This window comes from Actinomyces wuliandei (assembly GCF_004010955.1).
Classification (GTDB): domain Bacteria; phylum Actinomycetota; class Actinomycetes; order Actinomycetales; family Actinomycetaceae; genus Actinomyces; species Actinomyces wuliandei.
The window spans coordinates 2,925,065-2,943,277 of sequence record NZ_CP025227.1 but is presented as its reverse complement, the minus strand read 5'-3'; the positions used below and the strand labels follow the sequence as shown (position 1 = coordinate 2,943,277).

The window sequence follows — 18,213 nt, the reverse complement described above, 5'->3', positions numbered from 1 at the left end:
CGGAGGCCCCGTGTACCCTCGGTGCCACAAGGTAGCGTGTCCGAGCGGCCGAAGGTGCAGATCTCGAAAGTCTGTGTGGTTTACAGCCACCCTGGGTTCGAATCCCAGCGCTACCGCCGCAGCGCCCGGGCGGCCCCGTCACCGTGACGGGGCCGCCCGGGCTTGCTTGCGCGCAGCGGTGCCGTGGTGCCTGCGGGTTGCCGGCGCAGCCCCCTCCGTCTTCCCTCTCCGTCACTGCCACCGGGGTCGACCAGGGCCGTGGTGCCTGCGGGTTGTCGGCGCAGACGTGGTGCTTGAGGCGGCGTGTTGCAGGGGTGCTCGCTCAGCTCGTCCGGTCCCACAGTCTCACGTGTCGTATCTCATCTTGACTAGACGGAACTTCAAGGTGGCGCGAGAACCCCGAATATCCAGGCTTTCTTGAGACTATCTCCAGCAACCCCTAATCATCTTAGGTGCTTCTCACAAGCGTGCACGGGTAGTCGGTGCCTTATGGCGCTACCCTCATTCGGGTACGTCAACGACAAACGACAGAGGGAGGACCAATGGCCCTGTCGCCTGCTGTGCCTGAGACCTGGGACGAGGACCCCGCCGGCGTCTCCATCCTCCTGGCTACGGGCCGGGCGCGTCACGACCTTCTGGTTGTCTGTGAGCCACAGCTCCTGACCGAGCTGGACGCGGCCTGGGGCCCCTCTCAGGCGCGGGTGCGCCTGTCCTTCCTGCCCGGGGTCCTGGAGCCCAGGGCGGCCGGTCAGGAGGATGCCCTGCTCTCCTACGACCGCGGTGGCCTCGGGGTCCTTGTCGCCCGGGGTCGTACCTGCCTGCATGAGGGGCACCCCGCCCGCAGTACCACGGCGCTGGCCAGGATCGTGGCGGGCTCCGGCGCCCGGGCCGCCCTCCTGGTCACGCGGGCCTCCTCCGTGGGCGGGGCGGCTCCCGGTGACCTCCTTGCCGTCGGTGACCACGTCAGCCTCTCGGGCACGCCGCTGTTTCCCTCCGAGCGCCTGCTCCAGGCCACCTGGGACGAGGACCTGACTGCCCGCGTGTCGCGTCTGCCCGGTGTGCGCGGCACCGGTGTCGTCGCCCTGGGGGCGGGCCCACTCCGCCCCACTCCCACTGAGGCCAGGATCCTTGCTGGTATGGGGGTCGACGCCGTCGTCACGGACACGGTCGCGGAGGGGATGGCCCTGGCTGGTGGCGGGGTCTCCACGGCGGCGCTGGTGGTCATCGACGACGCCGTCGGCCCTGCCAGTCAGCCCAGCGGCCGTCGAGCCGCCCCGGCTGGCTCCACTGCGCAGCAGCCGGCGGCGGTTGTGGTCCACGAGGCCGTCGAGGCTGTCCTGGCCTGGCTGGCCCGCCACGGCGTGTAGCCCGGCGTGGAGCAGGCCACGTGCCCGGCGTGCGAGATCATGCGGTTGTGCCGCCTGCTGCCCGTTAGAGTCGCGGTGTGAAGCCTTTCCTGTTCCTGGCGACCCGTGACGCTGACGGGCCTGCGGATGCTGAGTACGAGTCGTTCCTGCTGCGTACTGGCCTGGAGGAGTCCACCTTGGTGCGCCACCGTCTTGAGGCTCATCCCATGCCGGAGATCAGCCTTGAGGACTGGTCTGGCATCATCGTGGGTGGCTCCCCTTTCAACACGACGACGCCTGCGGAGAGCAAGTCGGCTACCCAGGTGCGTGTGGAGGCCGAGTTCAACGCCCTCCTCGACCGCGTGGTGCAGACTGACTTCCCGTTCCTGGGGGCCTGCTACGGCGTGGGCACCCTGGGAAGCCACCAGGGGGCGGTGATTGACGGGACCTACCGCGAGGAGGTCTCCGCCCCGGAGATCACGCTCACGCCTGAGGGGCTCGACGACCCGGTCTGCGACGGCATCTCCGCTACCTTCCGGGCCTTCGTGGCCCACAAGGACGCGGTGACGGTGCCACCCCGTGACGCCGTGGTGCTGGCCACCTCAGGCCCGTGCCCCTACCAGATGCTGCGGGTCGGCCAGAACCTCTACGCCACCCAGTTCCACCCTGAGCTTGACGGCCCCGCCCTGTCCTACCGCCTGGGCTTCTACGCCGGGCACGGGTACTTTGAGACGGAGGACCTGCCGCGTATCCAGGCCTGGACCAGCGAGCCGGACGTCAGCGACTCCTGGAAGGTGCTGGCCAACTTCGTGGCGGTGCACGCCCGCGACTGACCTTGTTGACTGACCTTGTTCGCGTGCGGCGAGCGGGACTGGCCGGGGACGTGGCACCAGGTGGAGGATGGCAGCTACGCCTGGGGTACACCTGGGGCCGCTTGCACCTGGTGCCGCTGCAGCCCCTGGGCCAGCCCGGCCGTTGCGCAGAAGGTGCCCGCCTGGGTGGCAGCAGCAAGGGCGCCACCTGGGTGCCAGCCGAAAGGACTCGTTCATGTCTCGTATTGTCATCGTCGGCGGCCACGGCAAGGTCGCTCTTCTCGCCGCCCCGCTGCTCGTTGAGGCAGGCCACGAGGTTGTCTCCCTGGTTCGTAATCCGGACCACGCCGAGGAGGTGGCCGCTACTGGCGCCCTGCCGGTGGTGCTCTCCGTGGAGGAGGCGAGCACGGAGCAGTTCGCCCAGGCCTTTGCCGGGGCACAGGCGGTCGTGTGGTCGGCCGGAGCGGGCGGCAAGGGTGGCCCGGCCCGCACTGACGCCGTTGACCGCGCAGCGGCGCTGCGCTCCATGGATGCCGCTGCGGCAGCGGGCGCCACCCGCTACGTCATGGTGTCCTTCATCACCGCCTACGGCGAGGTCCCGGACGACCACCCGTTACGGGCCTACGCCGTTGCCAAGATCGCCGCTGACCGCCATCTCCAGTCCACCGACCTGGAGTGGACGATCCTCGGGCCTGGCAGGCTGACGGCCCAGGAGCCGTCGGGGCGCGTCACCGTGGAGCGGGTCGGCGGAGAGGACCAGTCCGGCGCGTCGGCACTCACCTCGCGAGGCAACGTGGCACGCGTCATTGCTGCGGTCCTGGACGAGCCGCGCAGCATCGGCCGGGTCATCCCCTTCCACGACGGTGACACGCCGATCGCCCAGGCGGTGGCCAACGTGCCCCTGGCCTACGCCGACCTGTCCTGAGCCTGCCCTGCCCTGGAGCCTGCGGCCCGCTCGGCCACACCCGTGCTGCCCCGCGCCCGCCCCGCTCGTGCCTGCCTCGGGCGGCCCCGTCGGCACGGCAGACCGCAGTAGGTCGCAGCAGGCCCTAGTCCCGCCTGAAGTGGGTGACGAAGTTGCGGATGATTCGTCCAGCCTCGTGCGGGGCCTCGGAGCGGGCCTTGGACAGGATGTCCTCGCTCAGGTCGGGGTCACCGTAGCCGGCGTCGGCGTAGATGCTCACGCGCTGCTCGAAGCGGGCCGCGTCCAGCTCGGGGTTGAACTGGGTGCCGTAGACGGCCTTGCCCACCCGGATCATCTGCACGGGGCAGTCTGGGGAGCTGGCGAGCAGGGTCGCGTTGCGCGGGATCTGCCCCACCCCCTCGTGGTGGCCGACAAACACGCTGAACACCTGGGGCATTCCGTGAAGCAGCGGGTCCTCACGACCCTGCGCGGTGAGGAAGATGTCTGCGGCGCCCAGCTCCTCGCCGAACTCCTCCTCGGCCTGTGTCCCCAGGTAGGCGGCCAGCACCTGCAGGCCGAAACCGGTAGCCAGCAGGGCCACGCCCTCCTTGAGGGCTACGGCCAGCAGCTCGCGCACCTGGTCCTCCACCCTGAGCTGGCTGCGGGTCTTGGCGGTCGCAGGAGTCGAGGGGTTGTAGGGGCTGCCACCGATGAAGACCCCGGAGACGTCGCGGGCGGTGAAGGCATCGAGGAAGTCGATCTCCTCCAGCTGGACGTGCTGCAGGTCCTGGCGGGTCAGTCCGCTCTGCGCCAGGAAGGACTCGTACTCGTGCTGTGCCGCTTCCAGCTCGGGACGCGTAGACACCATGATGAAAGGCTTCACGCCACTACCCTAAGGGGAACCGTTCGCTCAGAGGAACCGGTGGTGGTCGTGCCTCGGGGAGCAGCGGCTCGGGAGAGGCTCAGGGGACCGTGAGCAGCAGCCCACTGAGCCACAGCCAGGCGACGGTGGCGGTGGCGCCGACGACGACGGCCAGCCGGGCCAGGGAGGCCCCTGTGGCGAACCGGGTCCGCAGGCGTCGGGTGGCCCACAGGCCCAGGCCCAGCGCGAGGGCTCCCGCACCTGGCACGGGGGACAGCAGCGCGCAGACCAGGGCAAGGGCGGCCACCGGGTCGGTACGGGGCTGCGGGGCCTGGTAGCCGGGTCCGGCGAAGATCTCTGAGGCTCGGAGAACCTCGGTCCCGGGGAAGGCGGCGTGGTCCTGCGGGGGTCCTGGCCACAGGTCAGACACTGGCTCCGCCGCCGAGGCCACTGAGGGTGCTGAGGGCGCCGACCCGGCTGCGGGAGCCTGCTGCGGTGGTACGGGTGGAGGCGGGCACATAGCCCCATCATGCCTGCACGAGCGCGTGACCGCCTCGCGGGGCACGGCTGGCCTGCTCCCAGGCACGACAGACCTGCGACCGATCCCACCCCTGCTCAGGTCGAGCAGCTCACGGGCGCACGCCTATGCTGAAGACCCGGCAGGCTCTGCCGGGTCCTGCTGCGCAGGCGCGGACGACGTCGGCTGCCGACGCTCACCTGCCCCACGCATCCGTCCACACCGCAGGCAGGAGAAGAATGTCCCCGCTGCCCTCCTCACTCCCCTTCTCCCGTGGCTGGCGCCTTCACGGTGACGGCCGTTCCGTCACGCCCGGCGAGGTCGTGGCTCCTGACGAGAGGCTGACCTGGCCGCGCACGGTTGGTATCGGTGTCCAGCACGTCGTGGCCATGTTCGGCGCCACCTTCCTGGTGCCGCTGCTGACGGGATTCGACCCGGCCACCACCTTGTTCTTCACCGGGGTGGGCACGCTGCTGTTCCTGGGGGTCACCTCGGGTCGCCTGCCCAGCTACCTGGGATCGTCCTTCGCCCTGATCGCCCCGATCGGCGCGGTCACCGGCTACGTGGCTGACGGAGGTGCCCCTCTTGACGCCCACAGGGCCTCCCTGGCTCAGGGTGGTGTCATAGCGGCGGGAGCCTCCCTGATGGTCGTCGGCGTCGTGGTCCACCTGGCGGGTGCCTCCTGGATCGACCGGCTCATGCCACCGATCGTCACCGGTGCGGTGGTCTCCCTCATCGGCTTCAACCTGGCTCCGTCAGCGTGGGACAACGTGCAGGCCGCTCCGGTGACCGCCATGGTCACCATCGTGTCCGTCCTGCTGGTCACCGTCCTGTTCAAGGGGATCATCAGCCGCCTGGCGATCCTGATCGGCGTGCTGGCCGGCTACCTGACGGCCTGCCTGCGTGGCGAGGTGGACTTCTCCGCTGTCTCCTCCGCGTCCTGGGCGGGCCTGCCGGGCTTCCACCCTCCTGCCTTCGACGTCTCCCTCCTGGGGCTGTTTGTCCCCGTGGTGCTGGTGCTGGTCGCGGAGAACATCGGGCACGTGAAGTCGGTGTCCGCCATGACAGGGGAGGATCTTGACGACGTCACCGGGCGCGCCCTGGCTGCCGACGGTCTGTCCACAGTCCTCGCCGGAGCGGGAGGCGGGTCCGGCACCACGACCTACGCGGAGAACATCGGTGTCATGGCGGCGACGCGCGTCTACTCGACCGCAGCCTACGTGGTGGCGGCCACGACGGCGCTGGCACTGTCCATGCTGCCCAAGTTTGGTGCGGTTGTCGCGACGATCCCAGCGGGTGTCCTGGGAGGGGCGGCCACGGTGCTGTACGGCATGATCGGGATGCTGGGGGTCCGTATCTGGGTGCAGAACCGGGTGGACTTCTCTGACCCCGTCAACCTCAACACTGCTGCGGTGTCCATGGTGGTGGCCATCGCCAACTACACCCTGGTGTGGAACGGTACGAGCTTTGAGGGGATCGCCCTGGGCTCGGCGGCCGCAGTCGTCATCTACCACGTCATGCGGTGGGTCTCGAGGGCGCGCGGGACCAATTTGGAGCAGGCGTCCCCGGCCTCGGCCCCCGCAGGCAGCGAGCTGGAGGGGCCGCCCTACTCCCAGCGGGTGCCTGCCCGCGCTGCCCAGGACTGAGCCTCCTGGCGTGTGAGAGGGTGGAAGCAGGCTGACTAGCCGCTGTCAGCCAGTCACCAGTCAAGCGCTGGCTGGTGACTGGCCGTCGTCGGGCCGTCTCAGTCGTCTCGTCAGCTGGCGGTGGCCTCGGCGCTGGCCTCGCTGGCGGCGACGCAGCCCGACGGCGGGACGATCGTCTGGCCGGAGCCCACCAGGGCGATCTCGTCAGCGGTGAGCACCGTGTGGGCGTACTCCGCGCCGAGGACCACCGAGACGGTCTCGTCGGAGGGGTCCAGGCTGGTATCGATCTGCACGGTGGAGTCGGGGAAGATCTGCGCCAGGGAGTACCCGTTGACCAGCCCGGCCTGCGAGACCATGATCTGGACGTTGCCACGGTAGTCCTCGGGCCAGTCGTCAGCGGTGTCCACCGTCAGGCCCGCGTCAGTGAGCACGGTCTCCACGGTGCCGGCCAGGCCGACAGTCTCCGAGCCGTTGTAGACGTTGATGGTCAGCCCCGTGAGGTCCACGGTGGTGGAGTCCGCCGGGGGGCAGGGGGGCGGGGTGTAGGCCTCGGTGGCCTCGTCGCGGGAGAAGGCTGGGCCGCTCAGGGGGATCAGGCCGGTCCACACCATCAGGCCGATCACCACCAGGCCTGCCATGATGGACAGGACTGTACCGATGGCGGTCGTCTGCCGACGCTGCATGTGCTGCCGGTACTCGGCGCGTGGGTCCGCAGGGTTGCTCACGCCCCCAGGGTAGTAGACGGTGGCAGGTGCCGTAGTCCGTCAGCAGTCCTCAGTAGTCCGTCGGCGGGGCCGGGGCGAGTCGGGGCACGCCGTTGGCGTCGACCTCCAGGATCCTGGCGTGGATGGCCGTGCGTCCCTGGAGGGCGGCCCGCAGGGCGCGGTGCAGCCCCGTCTCCAGGTAGAGCTCGCCGTGGTAGGCGACGACGTGGGCGAACAGGTCCCCGTAGAACGTCGAGTCGTCGTCAAGGAGGCTGCGCAGGTCAAGAGTCGCTCGCGTGGTGGTGAGGTCGGCCAGCCGTACCTGGCGCGGTGCGATGACAGCCCACTCACGCTGGGTCGTGACCCCGTGCTCCGGGTACGGGGCCGCCTCGCGCACTGCCTTGAAGATCACGAGGTCATCCTAGTGGTCGTGGGTGCGTGCGGTTGGCAGGGCCACCGTGAGCCGTGGTGAGTGCTCAGATGATGTGGGGTGGTCCCGCAGGTGCTGCGGCGAGTCGCACTGTGCGGTGGGAGGCGCGTCCTACCGAGGGTCGGTTCGGCGTGGTTGAGCACGGCCTGCCGCCTGGCGGCACCTCGTCGTGCCCTGATGACGCCCCGTCATGTGGGGGCGGATGCCCCTTATGAGGGGGTCTGGCGGCTTTATAGTCTCCGCGCGTGCCTAGGACAACACCGACCTGGTCAGACGCGGAGACAAGCACGCGTCCCCGCCTTGCTGTTGACGGGAAGGTGACGGACCTGCCGGTGTGGACGGCGCGCAGCAGGAGCGAGCGCCGCACCGGCCTGCTGGGGACGGACGGGATCGATGGCGCCGTGTGGATCACGCGCTGCAGCTGGGTCCACTGCTGGGGCATGCGTTACCCCATTGATGTCGTCTATATCGCCCGCTCCGGCGAGGTGCTCGCGGTCGCCCCGCTGGCGCCCGGCCGTGTGGGGCTGCCTTGTCCGCGTGCTGCGGCAGTGGTGGAGATGGCGCAGGGGGAGGCTGCTCGCCTGGGGGTGGTCCCCGGCGCGGTGCTGTCAAGCGTGGTTCTTGCGGACCCGGCTGGCCTGACCGGTCCGTCTGGGGCCGCTGACGCTGCTAAGGCTGTCGGCGCCGCTAGGTGCGGTAACGTCGCGGTCCAGGGCCACTGAGGGACGCTGTCGTGCCGTCCCCTCTGCCCCTGTCCTCGTCCCCGTCCTGGTCCCTGGCGTCTTTCCCCGCGCCGCTCCTCCCCGGGTCGCTTTCCGGGTCACTGCCCGCGCTCGCTCCCTGGCTGCTCGGCGCCGTCCTCGTCTGCTCGGTGGTGGTGATAGCGGGGCCGGTGTCGGTATGGGCGCGCCGCTACGTCCGCGAGCCGGTCCCCGACGACGATGACAGTCAGGATGACGGTCAGGATGACAGTCAGGACGTCGGTGACGATGCCGGTGGTGACGCTGCTGGCGCTGCCGACACTGCCGGTGCTGCCGGTGCTGCCCTGGGCCAGCGGCTGGTGTGGCCGGGGCTCCTGGGGTCCGGGCCGCAGGCCGTGCTCGCGCTGCTGTCCGGCGGGCTGTGCGCCTGGTGGGGCCTGCGGGCGGGTGCGACGGGCGCGGCGCTGGTGGCCGTGCCGGTCTATGCCCTGCTGACGTGTGCCGCCAGCGTCGACGTCGTGGCCCGTCTGCTGCCCAATCGGCTGCTGGGCTCGGCGGCGGCCTGGCTGGGGCTGAGTGGGGCGGTGGCGGTGGCGGTCGGAGCGGGGAGCCCGGGCGCGGCCCTGCGGGCGGTGCTGTGCGGCCTGGGGGCTGGAGGCGCCAGCCTGCTGCTCGCGCTGCTCCCCTCAGGCCTGGGGATGGGTGACGTCAAGCTGTGCGCCGTCATCGGGCTGTGGCTGGGCTGGTACGGCGGCCTGGTGGTCCTGGTGGGCCTGTGGGTCGGCGTCCTCCTGGGCGGGCTGGCCGCCGTGCTTCTGCTGGTCTCCCGCCGGGCCGGGCGCAAGGACCCCATGGCCTATGGCCCTTACCTGGTGGCGGGCGCCCTGCTGACGTGGCCCCTGGTGGTGACCTGAGGACCTCTGAGAACCCCTGAGCACGTGGCCGAGCGACGGAGAGGAGTGCCCGTGGTGTGAGGTTAAGAACATGCAGTTCCTGGGAAAAAGATTGCAAGTTTCTGATACCGTCGTTATCGAAACGTTGTTCCTTGGGTCTCCACCGGGAACTCGCCGGGAGATCATCTCGGTGCCGCCTCGTAGGCACCTGAACTAGCTGCCCCCAGCCCCTGTTGGCTGTGGGTTGCTAAACCGGCCACGGTGCTGCACGCGCGGCGTGCGGCAACAACGCAGAAACTCCCCATAGACACAGAAAGTTCCCACACGATGCTTGTGCTCCCCACCTCCCGTTCCCCCGGCGGTGACACCGGTGACCAGGACGCCTCCCAGGTCCTTGAGATTCTCGCGGGCCAGGACCGCGGTCCCGTGCTCCTCCTGTGCCGCACCGGTGAGGAGGAGCAGGAGGCCCGCACGGTTCGCGGCGTCCTCAACGACGGTTCGCTCGGTGTGCTGGCGCTTGACGAGCCGGAGACGCGGTTCCGGGCGCTCGCCTACTGCCTCTCCCGGCTCAGCCCGCAGGTGCTGGGCCAGGCCCCCGTCGTCATCAGTGCTCTTGCGCCCGCACTACGCACCCGGGTCGCGCTGACCTCGGTCAGCAGGCTGACCAGCCCGGCGCCCAGCCTCAGCCAGCACGTCCAGGGCCTGCTGCCGGGAACACGTTTTGCCCTGGACCTGGGCCGGGGGGTGGTCACCAAGGTCAACGACCTCACCTGGGAGGTGCCCAGGCAGGCGCGCCTGGCGGTGTGGGCCGCCCAGGACGACTCGGGCCGGGTCATCGCCAACCTGGAGCAGCTCGGCATCCGCCGCGAGCCGCTCCTGCCCCGCTCCCGGCGCTGGCCGGCGCGGGCCTGGGCGGAGCTGACAGTGCTTGACGCGGACCCGGAGCCTCTGGTCACCCAGGCCCTGACGCGCTTTGCCCGGACAGCCTGTCCGCGCTGCGGGCAGCTGGCGACCCCGCAGGGCTGCCTCCTGTGCGGGACCTGGCCCTACGAGACCGCGCCCCGTACCGGTCCCCGTGCTGCTTCTGCTGCCCCTGCTCCGCCACCGCCTACCGTCCCGGCACCGCCACCCCCCGCAGCCCCTGCGCCGCCGCCACCCGCTGCTTCTGCCCACTCACCAAAGGAGGCATGATGAATCCACGCCAACGACGCGGCGTCCTGCTCATTCTCGCCACGGTCCTGGGTGCGCTGGTCACCTTCGTGGTGGTGCTCAACTACGTCCAGTCCGTCTCCTCCCAGGTCGGTCCCGTGACTACGGTCCTGGAGCTGTCGGGCGACGTCAACGAGCTGCAGGAGGTCACGGCCGAGGACGTCACGGCGGTCGAGGTGCCCCGGCGCTGGGCCCCTGACGACGCGCTCCACGACCTGAGCGAGCTCCAGGGGAAGGTGGCCGCCTCCTCCTACAGCCAGGGGGCGGTCCTCCAGGCCAGCATGCTCCAGGACCCCCCGCAGCTGACGGAGGGCTACCGGGAGGTGACGATCATGGTGGACGCGGAGACCGGCGTGGCCGGCAAGATCACCTCCGGCGCCCGGGTGGACGTCGTGACCACCCTGGAGGACCCCACCACCGAGCAGCGCACGGCCGAGGTCATCATCCAAAACGCCCTGGTCACCGACGTGGGAGTCGCGACCACCGTGGAGGACGAGTCCGACTCCGGCGACTTCTCCGAGTCGGAGGCCGTGCCGGTCACCTTCGCCCTGACCCCGGACGACTCGCTCAAGCTGGCCTACGGGGAGAGCTTCTCCACCAAGCTGAGGCTCCTGCTGCGTCGCGAGGGTGACGACAGCCTGGTCGTCAATCCCGAGTACACCGCGATGGACGTCCCGGCTGAGGGCGAGGAGGGCGAGCAGTGATGCAGTACCTTCTGACCAGTGAGGAGGCCGTGCGCCGGCAGGTGGCCGCTGCCCTGGCGGAGGCCGACGGGCTGGGCGAGGTCACGGCGGTGGAGTCCCTGGCACGTCTGCGCGAGCACCTGGATACGGACGAGGGCTCCTGCGTCCTGGTCGACGAGGCCCTCGCCGACGTCTCCGCGCTCGCGGTCGTGCAGGAGGTGGCTCGCTCCTACCCCCTGGTCCCGGTCATCCTGCTGGTTCGCAGCCGCAGCACCGAGCTCCTGAGCGCAGCCATGGACGCGGGTGCCCGCAGCGTGCTCACCCTCCCCCTGTCCCTGGAGGAGCTCTACAGCCGCCTCCAGCCGGTGCTCGCCTGGTCCCAGGCGGTACAGGGGCTCGGGGTGCAGGAGGAGGACGGCGCCCGGCGGCAGGGCACCGTCACCGCCGTGGTCGGAGCCAAGGGCGGGGTGGGGACCTCCACGGTCGCGCTGGTAGCAGCAGGCCAGCTGGCCCAGCACGCCCGCACCTGCCTGGTGGACCTGGATGTGCGCGGAGGGGACCTGGCCGCGATGGCGGGCCTGTCCGTGCGGCGCTCGATCATCGACCTGGTGGACATCGCGGCGGAGGCCAGCGCCCGGGAGGTCGCCGAGGTCACCTACCCGCTGCCGGGCGGGCTCTCCCTGCTGCCTGCCCCGGAGCACGGCGAGGCGGGGGAGGCCATGACCGAGGCGGCCACCCGTCAGGTCATCAGCATGCTGCGCTACCAGTTCGACCACGTGGTCCTGGACTGCGGCAGCCGCATGGACGACGTCCTGGCCATGGCACTGGACTGCGCGGACCGGGTGCTTGTGGTAGCGACCCCCGACGCCCCGGCCCTGCGCTCGGTGCGGAGCCTGACGGAGGCACTCACCCGACTTGACATTGCCCGTGGACGGACCGTGGAGATGGTGATGAACCGCAGTGGCCGACAGCGCGAGATCCAGCCCAGGATGGCGGCGCGGATGACCGAGCTCCCCCTGGCCGCCTCCGTCCCCGACCTCACCGCGCAGATGGACGTGGCGGTGAACTCCTCCACGCTGCTGACCGCCAAGGTGCCTGCCCTGGTGAAGGCGGTCCAGCCCGTGACCAGCATGCTCCTGGGTGGGGCCGTGGCCGTGTCAGCGCCTCCCCCGGAGGAGGCGCGGGCGCCTGGCTCACGGCTGCGTCGTCGCGGTGCCCGGGGCCTGCGCTCGCAGCGGGGGCAGGTGATCGTCGAGTTCCCGGCGGTGTTTGCCCTGGCCACGGCCGCGCTGCTGCTGGGCGTCCAGCTGCTCGGCTACGGAGTGTCCTACATGATGGCCAACCACGCGGCACAGGAGGCGGCCCACGCCTACGGGACCGGCATGAGCACCTCACAGGTCCACCGCGAGGTGAGGCAGCGCTTGCCTGTCCCCTACCGGTCGGGGATGCGGATCGAGCGCAGCGCCTCCAGCGAGGTGACGGTCACCGTCCCGGTGCCCTCCGTCCTCGACCTGAGCACCTCCGCCAGTGCCGGGATCGTGTGGGAGGCGCAGTCATGACCGCGACCGTGACCAGGACTGTGACCGGGCCGGTGACGGCCCCCTGTAGCCAGGACCGTGACCGAGAGGGAGGCAGAGATGGTGGCAGAGACAGTGGCTGAGAGGGCGAGTGAGAAGGTGGCTGAGATGACCACTGGGATGACCACTGCGACCAGGGGCGCGGCCCGCCCGGGGTGCCCGCTGACTCCTGGACGCCTGCTGAGGAGGCTGCGCCGCGACGAGAGCGGCGTCCTCGACATTGAGCTGATCGCCTTCGTCCCGGTCCTGGTGCTGGTGCTGCTCATGCTGCTCCAGGGGTTCCTGGCTGTCGCCACCGTGACCTCCGTCAGCGCGGCAGCACGCGACGGCGCCCGGGCCGCGATGCTGGGGCGCTCCGCGACCGTGGCCGCAGAGCGCTCCCTGCCCAGCTGGGTCACCCTGGAGTCGGTGAGGGACGGCTGCGGCTCCGCCCACTGCGTGGAGGTGACAGCCAGGATCCCCATCGGCCTGCCTGCGCTGACCACCGAGCACGTCACGGTAAGCCGTACCGCCTACTTCCCGGAGGACTGAGATGGCGCTGCGGGACCGTGCGATGCCGGCCGGCGCCACCGGGCGGCAGGCTGGTGGCCGGGAGGAGCTGGTGGCGACCTACCGCGCCCGCCTCCTGGAGGAGATCGACCTGGACGAGGTGGCCGGGCTGGAGGTGGCCCAGCAGCGTGCCCGCCTGGAGCGGGTGCTCTCCCGGCTCCTCTCCCTGGAGGGGCCGGTCATGTCCTCCCGGGACAGGGCGTGGCTCATCAAGCGCGTCATCGACGACGCCGTGGGCCTGGGGGTGCTGGAGCCGCTGGTGGCCGACCACAGCATCACCGAGATCATGGTCAACGGCGTGGAGGACGTCTTCGTGGAGCGTCTGGGCCGCATCGAGCGGGTCCCCACCCGCTTCACCTCAGAGGCGGAGCTCTACCAGCTCATCGACCGGATCGTCTCCTCGGTCAACCGCCGCGTGGACGAGTCCAGCCCCATGGTGGACGCCCGCCTGCCCGGGGGCGAGAGGGTCAACGTCATCATCCCCCCGCTGGCGCTGGACGGGCCGACGATCACGATCCGTCGCTTTCCCCAGCCCTTCCGCCTGGCGGACCTGGTGGCGCGCAAGAGCCTGCCCCAGGAGGCGGCCGACCTGCTCGGGGCCCTGGTGGCGGCCCGGCTCAACATCCTGGTCTCCGGCGGGACCGGGTCGGGCAAGACCACGTTCCTCAACGCCCTGTCCGGCATGATCCCGGAGAGGGAGCGCATTATCACCATTGAGGACGCGGCCGAGCTGTCCCTCCAACAGCCCCACGTCGTGCGCCTGGAGTCGCGCCCGCCCAACATTGAGGGTCAGGGCCAGGTGGCCATCCGCGACCTGGTACGCAACTCCCTGCGCATGCGCCCCGACCGGATCATCGTCGGCGAGGTCCGTGGCGGTGAGACCCTGGACATGCTCCAGGCGATGAACACCGGCCACGAGGGCTCCCTTACCACTGTGCACGCCAACTCGGCTCAGGACGCGCTCAGCCGCCTGGAGACGCTGGCCTCCATGTCGGAGGTGGCCCTGCCGGTAGAGACGGTGCGGGACCAGATCAACGGGGCCATCGACGTCATCGTCCAGCTGGAGCGTGACGCCTCAGGTGCCCGCCGGGTCAGCACCATCGAGGCGGTGACCTCACGTCACCGGGAGGCCTACGCCACCTCCCCGCTCATGCGCTACGTCCACGGGAGTGACCAGAAGGAGGGGCGCTTCGAGCTCCTGAGGCTGCCGGAAACCGTGGCGCACCGGGTCCAGCGCCACGGCTACTCCCTGCCCGCGGGCCTGACAGTGCGGGGGATGGTCTCGTGACCGGTCCGGGACCTGTCCTGCTCAGCGCGACGGTGACCCTCTGCCTGGCTGCCGCTGCGGTCATCACCCTGGGAGCCAGCGCGGGCCGCAGTCAGGAGGTGGCTCGCAGCCTGGGGGCAGGGGGCGAGTCCCAGGGGCGGGGCCCGGTGTTGGTTCTCCTCTCCCTGCTGCGCCGCCTGCCGCTGAGCCGCCCGCTGCGCCGCCGTATCAGCGCCGCCGGGCTGGGGTGGGACGAGGCCCTGGTCGAGCTGGCCCTGGTCGCGGGGATCGCAGTGACCTATGTCGGTACCCGCCCGCTCATGGGGCGGATCGCCGGAGGCGTCCTGGCTGCGGCCGTGCCGCTGATCTTCTTCCGCTGGCTGCAGCGCCGTGCGGCCCGGCGCGCGGAGCAGTTCATCGCCCAGCTCCCGGAGGTCTCCCGGGTGCTGTCTAACGGGACGTCTGCCGGGATGTCTGTGGAGCGTTCACTGGGCCTGGCCGCCCGGGAGGTACCGGTGCCTGCCAGTACCGAGCTGGGGCGGGTGGTCTCTGAGATCGCCCTGGGGCGCACCCTGGACGACGCCCTGGGCAACCTGGCCCGGCGCATGCCCTCCCGTGAGCTCGACGTCCTGGTGCGCACCGTGGTCATCCAGTCCAAGTCCGGTGGCGCCCTGGTCTCCGCCCTGCAGGACATCGCCCTGGCCCTGGAGGAGCGCAAGCAGCTGCACCGGGAGGTGCGCACTGCCATCCTCGGCTCGGCCATCGGCGGCTATATCGTCCCGGTGCTGGGGGTGGGCAGCGTGGTGTTCCTCAACCTCATGGAGCCCGGAATCCTGGACGACATGGCCTCCACCCTCATTGGCCGCGTCATCCTGGGAGGCGCACTGGTCTTCTTCGGCCTGGGGGCGCTGCTCATGAGGCTGGTCTCCCGGGTGGAGGTGTGAGGTGGTAGCTGTGGTGGCGGGGCTGGTGGGCGCGCTCCTGGTACTCGGGGCGGCGCAGGGCATCCGCATGGTCCGGGAGGACGGAGCTGCCTATCTGCGTGACGACCTCGCGGTCCAGGCCGAGGAGACCCAGCGGGAGAGTGCCTTCGTCAGGCTCATTGACGCCCTGGGGGTCAGGGGGCAGCGCACGCTGCGCCGGGTCTACGGGCCGGTCCGCCTGCGGGCACTGGACCGCAGGCTCCGGGGCGCGGGCAACCCGGAGGGGTTGCACCTCGACCTCTTTATCCAGCGGGAGGCGGGGTTCATCCTCCTCAGTATGGTGCTCTTCCTGTTCTGTGCCCTCATGGGGCAGCTGCTGATGGGTGTCGTGATGGCGGCGGTCTTCTCCGGGTGGATGTACCTGTGGCTGGCCCAGGCTGTCCGGACGCGCCGGAGGGCGGTCGACCGGGACCTGCCCGACTTCCTGGACGTCCTGGCGGTGACGGTGCGTTCGGGCACCCCCTTCCGCAACGCCCTGGAGCGCGTGTGTGACCATTTTGAGGGCCCGGTATCGGAGGAGATGCGTACCGCGCTCCATGAGATGCGCCTGGGGGTCTCCCGGCGGGATGCTTTTACCGCAGTGAGACAGCGCTGCCGCTCCGAGAGTGTCGATACCTTTGTCACGGCTCTGCTCCAGTCGGAGGAGCTGGGAACCCCCATTGGTGAGGCCCTCCAGGGGATCGTCAAGGAGATCCGGCGTGAGCGGGCGGAGCAGGTGCGCCGGGAGGCGGCTCGCACGGCTCCCCAGGTGTCCCTCATCGCGTCGGCGACCATGCTCCCCGGCACCATGATCCTCATGTTGGGGGGCATGCTCTACGCCAACCGGGACATGCTCTCCGGGCTCCTGGGTGGCTGACATGTCAGGTGCTGGGGTGACAGGGGTGGCTGAGTCCTCACTGGCGGCGGTGGTGCAGGGCCGCAGCATGCGCACCACCGTGGGACTGGTGTGCGACATGCGGCTGGGACTGCTGTTCGCCTGCGAGGTCGGGCTGATCCTGACGGGGTCCTCACCTGGCGTCATGGTTGTCCTGCTGGCCGCTATGGCTATGGGCTGGGTGCCGCTGTACCTGCTGCGCAGGAGGCCGCAGGTCCTGGGGGAGGCGTGGTGGTTCCCGTGCGCGGACCTCCTGGTGACGGTCCTCACCGTCCTGCTGCTGTCCGGGACCTTCGAGAACGCCTTCCACCTGGTGGTGGCCTACGTCCTGGCCTCGGCACTGCTGGTGGGGATCGTCCTGCGGGCGTTGTGGGCGGCCGTGTGGACCTCAGGCGTGGTGAGCGCCCTGGCCCTGGTCCAGACCGGACAGGAGGTGTCCTCGGTACTCCTGGCCGCCTCGGTGCTGGGCATCGTGGCCTGTGTCCTCCTGGGGGACCGGTTACGTACCCAGGTCCGGGAGGCCAGCCGCCTGTCGGCGCAGGTGGCTGCGACTCGGGCGGAGGAGAGGGCACTGGCAGAGCGCCTCACCATCGCCCGTGACTTGCACGACTCCCTGGCCAAGAGCGTCCACGGCATCCGGATGCTGGCGGAGTCCCTGCACGACTCCCTGGCCTCGGAGAACCACCACGATGTCGATCTCAGCCGTGTCCTGCTCGACTCCGCCGACGAGGCCAGCCGGGAGGCCCGCCTGGTGCTGGACGGCCTGCGGGCCAGCGGTGAGGACGACGTCGTGGGTGCCCTGACCCAGGAGGTCATGCGCTGGAGCGAGCGCACCGGCATTGAGGTGACCTGCCGACGCAGGCAGGCCCCGCCCCGGGTGGCCTGCAGAGCGGAGGCGATGTGGCAGATCCAGCGTGTGCTTGGTGAGGTGCTGGCCAACACGGAGAAGCACGCACAGGCGCAGTGCGTGGACTTCTGTGCCTGGGTGGAGGAGGGCGCGCTGCACCTGGAGATCAGCGACGACGGTGTCGGCCTGGGCGACCAGGACCTCACGACCCCGCCGTTGGGGGGCCACTACGGGGTGGCGGGTATGCGTGAGCGTGCCGGGCAGCTGGGCGCCCGGCTGGTTATTGAGTCCCAGCCAGAGCCGGGTGTCGGTGTACGGATCCGGATGAGCGTGCCGATGACGGCACTGACAGAGAGCGGAGGCAGACAGGTATGAGGATCATGGTCGTGGACGACAACCCGATCGTGCGGGCGGGCCTGCAGGCGGTGCTGGACCGGGTGGACTCGGTGACGCAGGTGCTTCAGGCTGGTGACGCCTTCGAGGCCCTGGAGACAGCTGCGGCGAACTCGCCCGACATCGTCCTGCTGGACATCTCCATGCCGGGCCGCAGCGGTCTGGACATCCTCCCCGAGCTGGTGGGGCGCATGTCGGTCATCATGCTCACCTCTCACCAGGACCCCGAGCTTATCCAGCAGGCCCTGGAGGCTGGTGCCCGGGGCTACCTGGTGCACGGCCAGTTGGGGGCCAACGAGGTCGCCGGGGCTATTGAGACGTGCCTGCGCGGCGGGATGGTGCTGGGGCGGGAGGCCACCGACGTCCTCCTCAACCCGCAGAAGTACGCCCCGATCAACCCCTTGCGGGAGCAGGTGAGTGAGCGGGAAGCGGAGATCCTGGACCTGGCGGCCTCCGGCCTGTCCAACCGGGAGATCGCGACCCGGCTGTACCTGTCGGAGCGGACGGTCAAGAACTACCTCAACGCGGCCTACCCCAAGATCGGGGCACACAACAGGACCCAGGCGGTCTCGGCCTGGCTGGGGCGAGGTCGAGGGCGGTAGACGGGGCAGGCGCCCCTACATGGCGGGGCGCAAACCTTCCTAGTGTTGGTGGTGTCAAGGGGGCAGTAAGGCTCCCGTCCATGACCGGTTCAACTTGATGTGGAGGACATCATGAGCAACTCACTTCTTCGTCTCCAGGTCCGCATCCAGCAGACCTTTGCCGACCTGCGTGACGAGCGGGGCCAGTCCATGGTCGAGTACGCCGGGATCGCCCTGGTGGTCGCTGCTATTGTCGGTGCTGTTATCAACGCTATTGGTAGCGATGATGGCGGAATTGGTGGTGCTATTACTCGAAGGATTCAGGAGGTTATTAACGACATTGGCAATGGTGACTGATATAGTTCAGGAGCCTGTTGTGCTGTGGGTGGGTGGACCCGGGTACCCGGGTCCACCCACCCACATGTGATGTTATGG

At 70.0% G+C, this 18,213-nt stretch carries 20 protein-coding genes and 1 tRNA gene; 17 read left to right on the top strand and 4 right to left on the bottom strand.

Annotated features, from left to right (window positions below; genetic code table 11):
* Positions 1-30: 30 nt before the first annotated feature.
* The 4 genes from CWS50_RS13060 (at position 31) to CWS50_RS12185 (ending at position 3,083) form a co-directional block, all read left to right on the top strand.
* A tRNA-Ser gene (locus CWS50_RS13060) sits at positions 31-116 on the top strand.
* A 426-nt stretch (positions 117-542) separates the two neighbouring features.
* Entirely contained in the window at positions 543-1,367 is an 825-nt protein-coding gene (locus CWS50_RS12195; RefSeq protein ID WP_127843005.1) for a nucleoside phosphorylase-I family protein, read from the top strand.
* 77 nt (positions 1,368-1,444) lie between these two features.
* Entirely contained in the window at positions 1,445-2,179 is a 735-nt protein-coding gene (locus CWS50_RS12190; RefSeq protein WP_127843004.1) for a glutamine amidotransferase, read from the top strand.
* 214 nt (positions 2,180-2,393) lie between these two features.
* Complete coding sequence (locus tag CWS50_RS12185; protein ID WP_127843003.1) at positions 2,394-3,083, top strand: NAD(P)H-binding protein; 690 nt, start codon at positions 2,394-2,396, stop codon at positions 3,081-3,083.
* 124 nt (positions 3,084-3,207) lie between these two features.
* Here CWS50_RS12185 and CWS50_RS12180 read toward each other — a convergent pair whose 3' ends face one another.
* Both CWS50_RS12180 and CWS50_RS12175 read right to left on the bottom strand, forming a co-directional pair.
* Positions 3,208-3,945, bottom strand: coding sequence for a glutamine amidotransferase-related protein (locus CWS50_RS12180; RefSeq protein ID WP_127843002.1), 738 nt, complete (start codon positions 3,943-3,945; stop codon positions 3,208-3,210).
* Between the two features lie 79 nt (positions 3,946-4,024).
* Positions 4,025-4,444 carry a hypothetical protein gene (locus CWS50_RS12175; RefSeq protein ID WP_243118346.1) on the bottom strand — a complete coding sequence of 140 codons (420 nt, stop codon included), beginning with the start codon at positions 4,442-4,444 and terminating at the stop codon, positions 4,025-4,027.
* A 236-nt stretch (positions 4,445-4,680) separates the two neighbouring features.
* On the opposite strand from CWS50_RS12175, the gene CWS50_RS12170 reads away from it, so the two are divergent.
* On the top strand, positions 4,681-6,087 hold the full coding sequence (locus tag CWS50_RS12170) for a uracil-xanthine permease family protein (protein WP_127843001.1): 1,407 nt from the start codon (positions 4,681-4,683) through the stop codon (positions 6,085-6,087).
* A gap of 110 nt (positions 6,088-6,197) precedes the next feature.
* Here the strand turns inward: CWS50_RS12170 and CWS50_RS12165 are convergent, their stop codons facing one another.
* Positions 6,198-6,812, bottom strand: a complete 615-nt coding sequence (locus CWS50_RS12165) for a LytR C-terminal domain-containing protein (protein ID WP_306821243.1) — start codon at positions 6,810-6,812, stop codon at positions 6,198-6,200.
* Between the two features lie 49 nt (positions 6,813-6,861).
* Positions 6,862-7,203: a type II toxin-antitoxin system VapB family antitoxin gene (locus tag CWS50_RS12160; RefSeq protein ID WP_127843000.1), complete on the bottom strand. Its 342-nt coding sequence runs from the start codon at positions 7,201-7,203 to the stop codon at positions 6,862-6,864.
* Positions 7,204-7,466: 263 nt separating this feature from the next.
* Here CWS50_RS12160 and CWS50_RS12155 point away from each other — a divergent pair, with 263 nt between their 5' ends.
* The 12 genes from CWS50_RS12155 (at position 7,467) to CWS50_RS12100 (ending at position 18,135) form a co-directional block, all read left to right on the top strand.
* Positions 7,467-7,943: a DUF192 domain-containing protein gene (locus tag CWS50_RS12155; protein WP_127842999.1), complete on the top strand. Its 477-nt coding sequence runs from the start codon at positions 7,467-7,469 to the stop codon at positions 7,941-7,943.
* 11 nt (positions 7,944-7,954) lie between these two features.
* Positions 7,955-8,836, top strand: coding sequence for a prepilin peptidase (locus CWS50_RS12150; protein ID WP_243118345.1), 882 nt, complete (start codon positions 7,955-7,957; stop codon positions 8,834-8,836).
* Positions 8,837-9,142: 306 nt separating this feature from the next.
* The gene (locus CWS50_RS12145; RefSeq protein ID WP_127842997.1) at positions 9,143-10,006 is read left to right on the top strand and encodes a hypothetical protein; all 864 of its coding nucleotides are present in this window, start codon (positions 9,143-9,145) and stop codon (positions 10,004-10,006) included.
* Positions 10,003-10,728: a Flp pilus assembly protein CpaB gene (cpaB, locus tag CWS50_RS12140; protein WP_243118344.1), complete on the top strand. Its 726-nt coding sequence runs from the start codon at positions 10,003-10,005 to the stop codon at positions 10,726-10,728. The genes CWS50_RS12145 and cpaB overlap by 4 nt, the downstream gene beginning before the upstream one ends.
* A complete protein-coding gene (locus CWS50_RS12135; RefSeq protein WP_127843459.1) occupies positions 10,728-12,266 on the top strand; it encodes a CpaE/TadZ family protein in 1,539 nt (512 codons plus the stop codon). The genes cpaB and CWS50_RS12135 overlap by 1 nt, the downstream gene beginning before the upstream one ends.
* 78 nt (positions 12,267-12,344) lie before the next feature.
* Positions 12,345-12,815, top strand: coding sequence for a pilus assembly protein (locus tag CWS50_RS12130; protein WP_243118343.1), 471 nt, complete (start codon positions 12,345-12,347; stop codon positions 12,813-12,815).
* Between the two features lies 1 nt (position 12,816).
* Positions 12,817-14,121, top strand: a complete 1,305-nt coding sequence (locus CWS50_RS12125) for a TadA family conjugal transfer-associated ATPase (RefSeq protein WP_127842996.1) — start codon at positions 12,817-12,819, stop codon at positions 14,119-14,121.
* Positions 14,118-15,044: a type II secretion system F family protein gene (locus CWS50_RS12120; protein WP_127842995.1), complete on the top strand. Its 927-nt coding sequence runs from the start codon at positions 14,118-14,120 to the stop codon at positions 15,042-15,044. Before CWS50_RS12125 ends, CWS50_RS12120 begins: the two co-directional genes overlap by 4 nt.
* Position 15,045: 1 nt before the next feature.
* Entirely contained in the window at positions 15,046-15,939 is an 894-nt protein-coding gene (locus CWS50_RS12115; protein WP_243118342.1) for a type II secretion system F family protein, read from the top strand.
* Positions 15,940-15,964: 25 nt separating this feature from the next.
* Entirely contained in the window at positions 15,965-17,179 is a 1,215-nt protein-coding gene (locus tag CWS50_RS12110; RefSeq protein WP_243118341.1) for a sensor histidine kinase, read from the top strand.
* Positions 17,176-17,799: a response regulator transcription factor gene (locus CWS50_RS12105; RefSeq protein WP_127842994.1), complete on the top strand. Its 624-nt coding sequence runs from the start codon at positions 17,176-17,178 to the stop codon at positions 17,797-17,799. The genes CWS50_RS12110 and CWS50_RS12105 overlap by 4 nt, the downstream gene beginning before the upstream one ends.
* A gap of 111 nt (positions 17,800-17,910) precedes the next feature.
* Positions 17,911-18,135 carry a Flp family type IVb pilin gene (locus CWS50_RS12100; RefSeq protein ID WP_243118340.1) on the top strand — a complete coding sequence of 75 codons (225 nt, stop codon included), beginning with the start codon at positions 17,911-17,913 and terminating at the stop codon, positions 18,133-18,135.
* Positions 18,136-18,213: the final 78 nt, after the last annotated feature.

Bases quoted from the DNA above. Each gene is read 5' to 3' on its own strand.
- CWS50_RS12195 (WP_127843005.1), top strand. From the start codon at position 543: ATGGCCCTGTCGCCTGCTGTGCCTGAGACCTGGGACGAGGACCCCGCC.
- CWS50_RS12185 (WP_127843003.1), top strand. From the start codon at position 2,394: ATGTCTCGTATTGTCATCGTCGGCGGCCACGGCAAGGTCGCTCTTCTC.
- CWS50_RS12175 (WP_243118346.1), bottom strand. From the start codon at position 4,444: ATGTGCCCGCCTCCACCCGTACCACCGCAGCAGGCTCCCGCAGCCGGG.
- CWS50_RS12170 (WP_127843001.1), top strand. From the start codon at position 4,681: ATGTCCCCGCTGCCCTCCTCACTCCCCTTCTCCCGTGGCTGGCGCCTT.
- CWS50_RS12145 (WP_127842997.1), top strand. From the start codon at position 9,143: ATGCTTGTGCTCCCCACCTCCCGTTCCCCCGGCGGTGACACCGGTGAC.
- cpaB (WP_243118344.1), top strand. From the start codon at position 10,003: ATGATGAATCCACGCCAACGACGCGGCGTCCTGCTCATTCTCGCCACG.
- CWS50_RS12135 (WP_127843459.1), top strand. From the start codon at position 10,728: ATGCAGTACCTTCTGACCAGTGAGGAGGCCGTGCGCCGGCAGGTGGCC.
- CWS50_RS12130 (WP_243118343.1), top strand. From the start codon at position 12,345: ATGGTGGCAGAGACAGTGGCTGAGAGGGCGAGTGAGAAGGTGGCTGAG.
- CWS50_RS12125 (WP_127842996.1), top strand. From the start codon at position 12,817: ATGGCGCTGCGGGACCGTGCGATGCCGGCCGGCGCCACCGGGCGGCAG.
- CWS50_RS12105 (WP_127842994.1), top strand. From the start codon at position 17,176: ATGAGGATCATGGTCGTGGACGACAACCCGATCGTGCGGGCGGGCCTG.
- CWS50_RS12100 (WP_243118340.1), top strand. From the start codon at position 17,911: ATGAGCAACTCACTTCTTCGTCTCCAGGTCCGCATCCAGCAGACCTTT.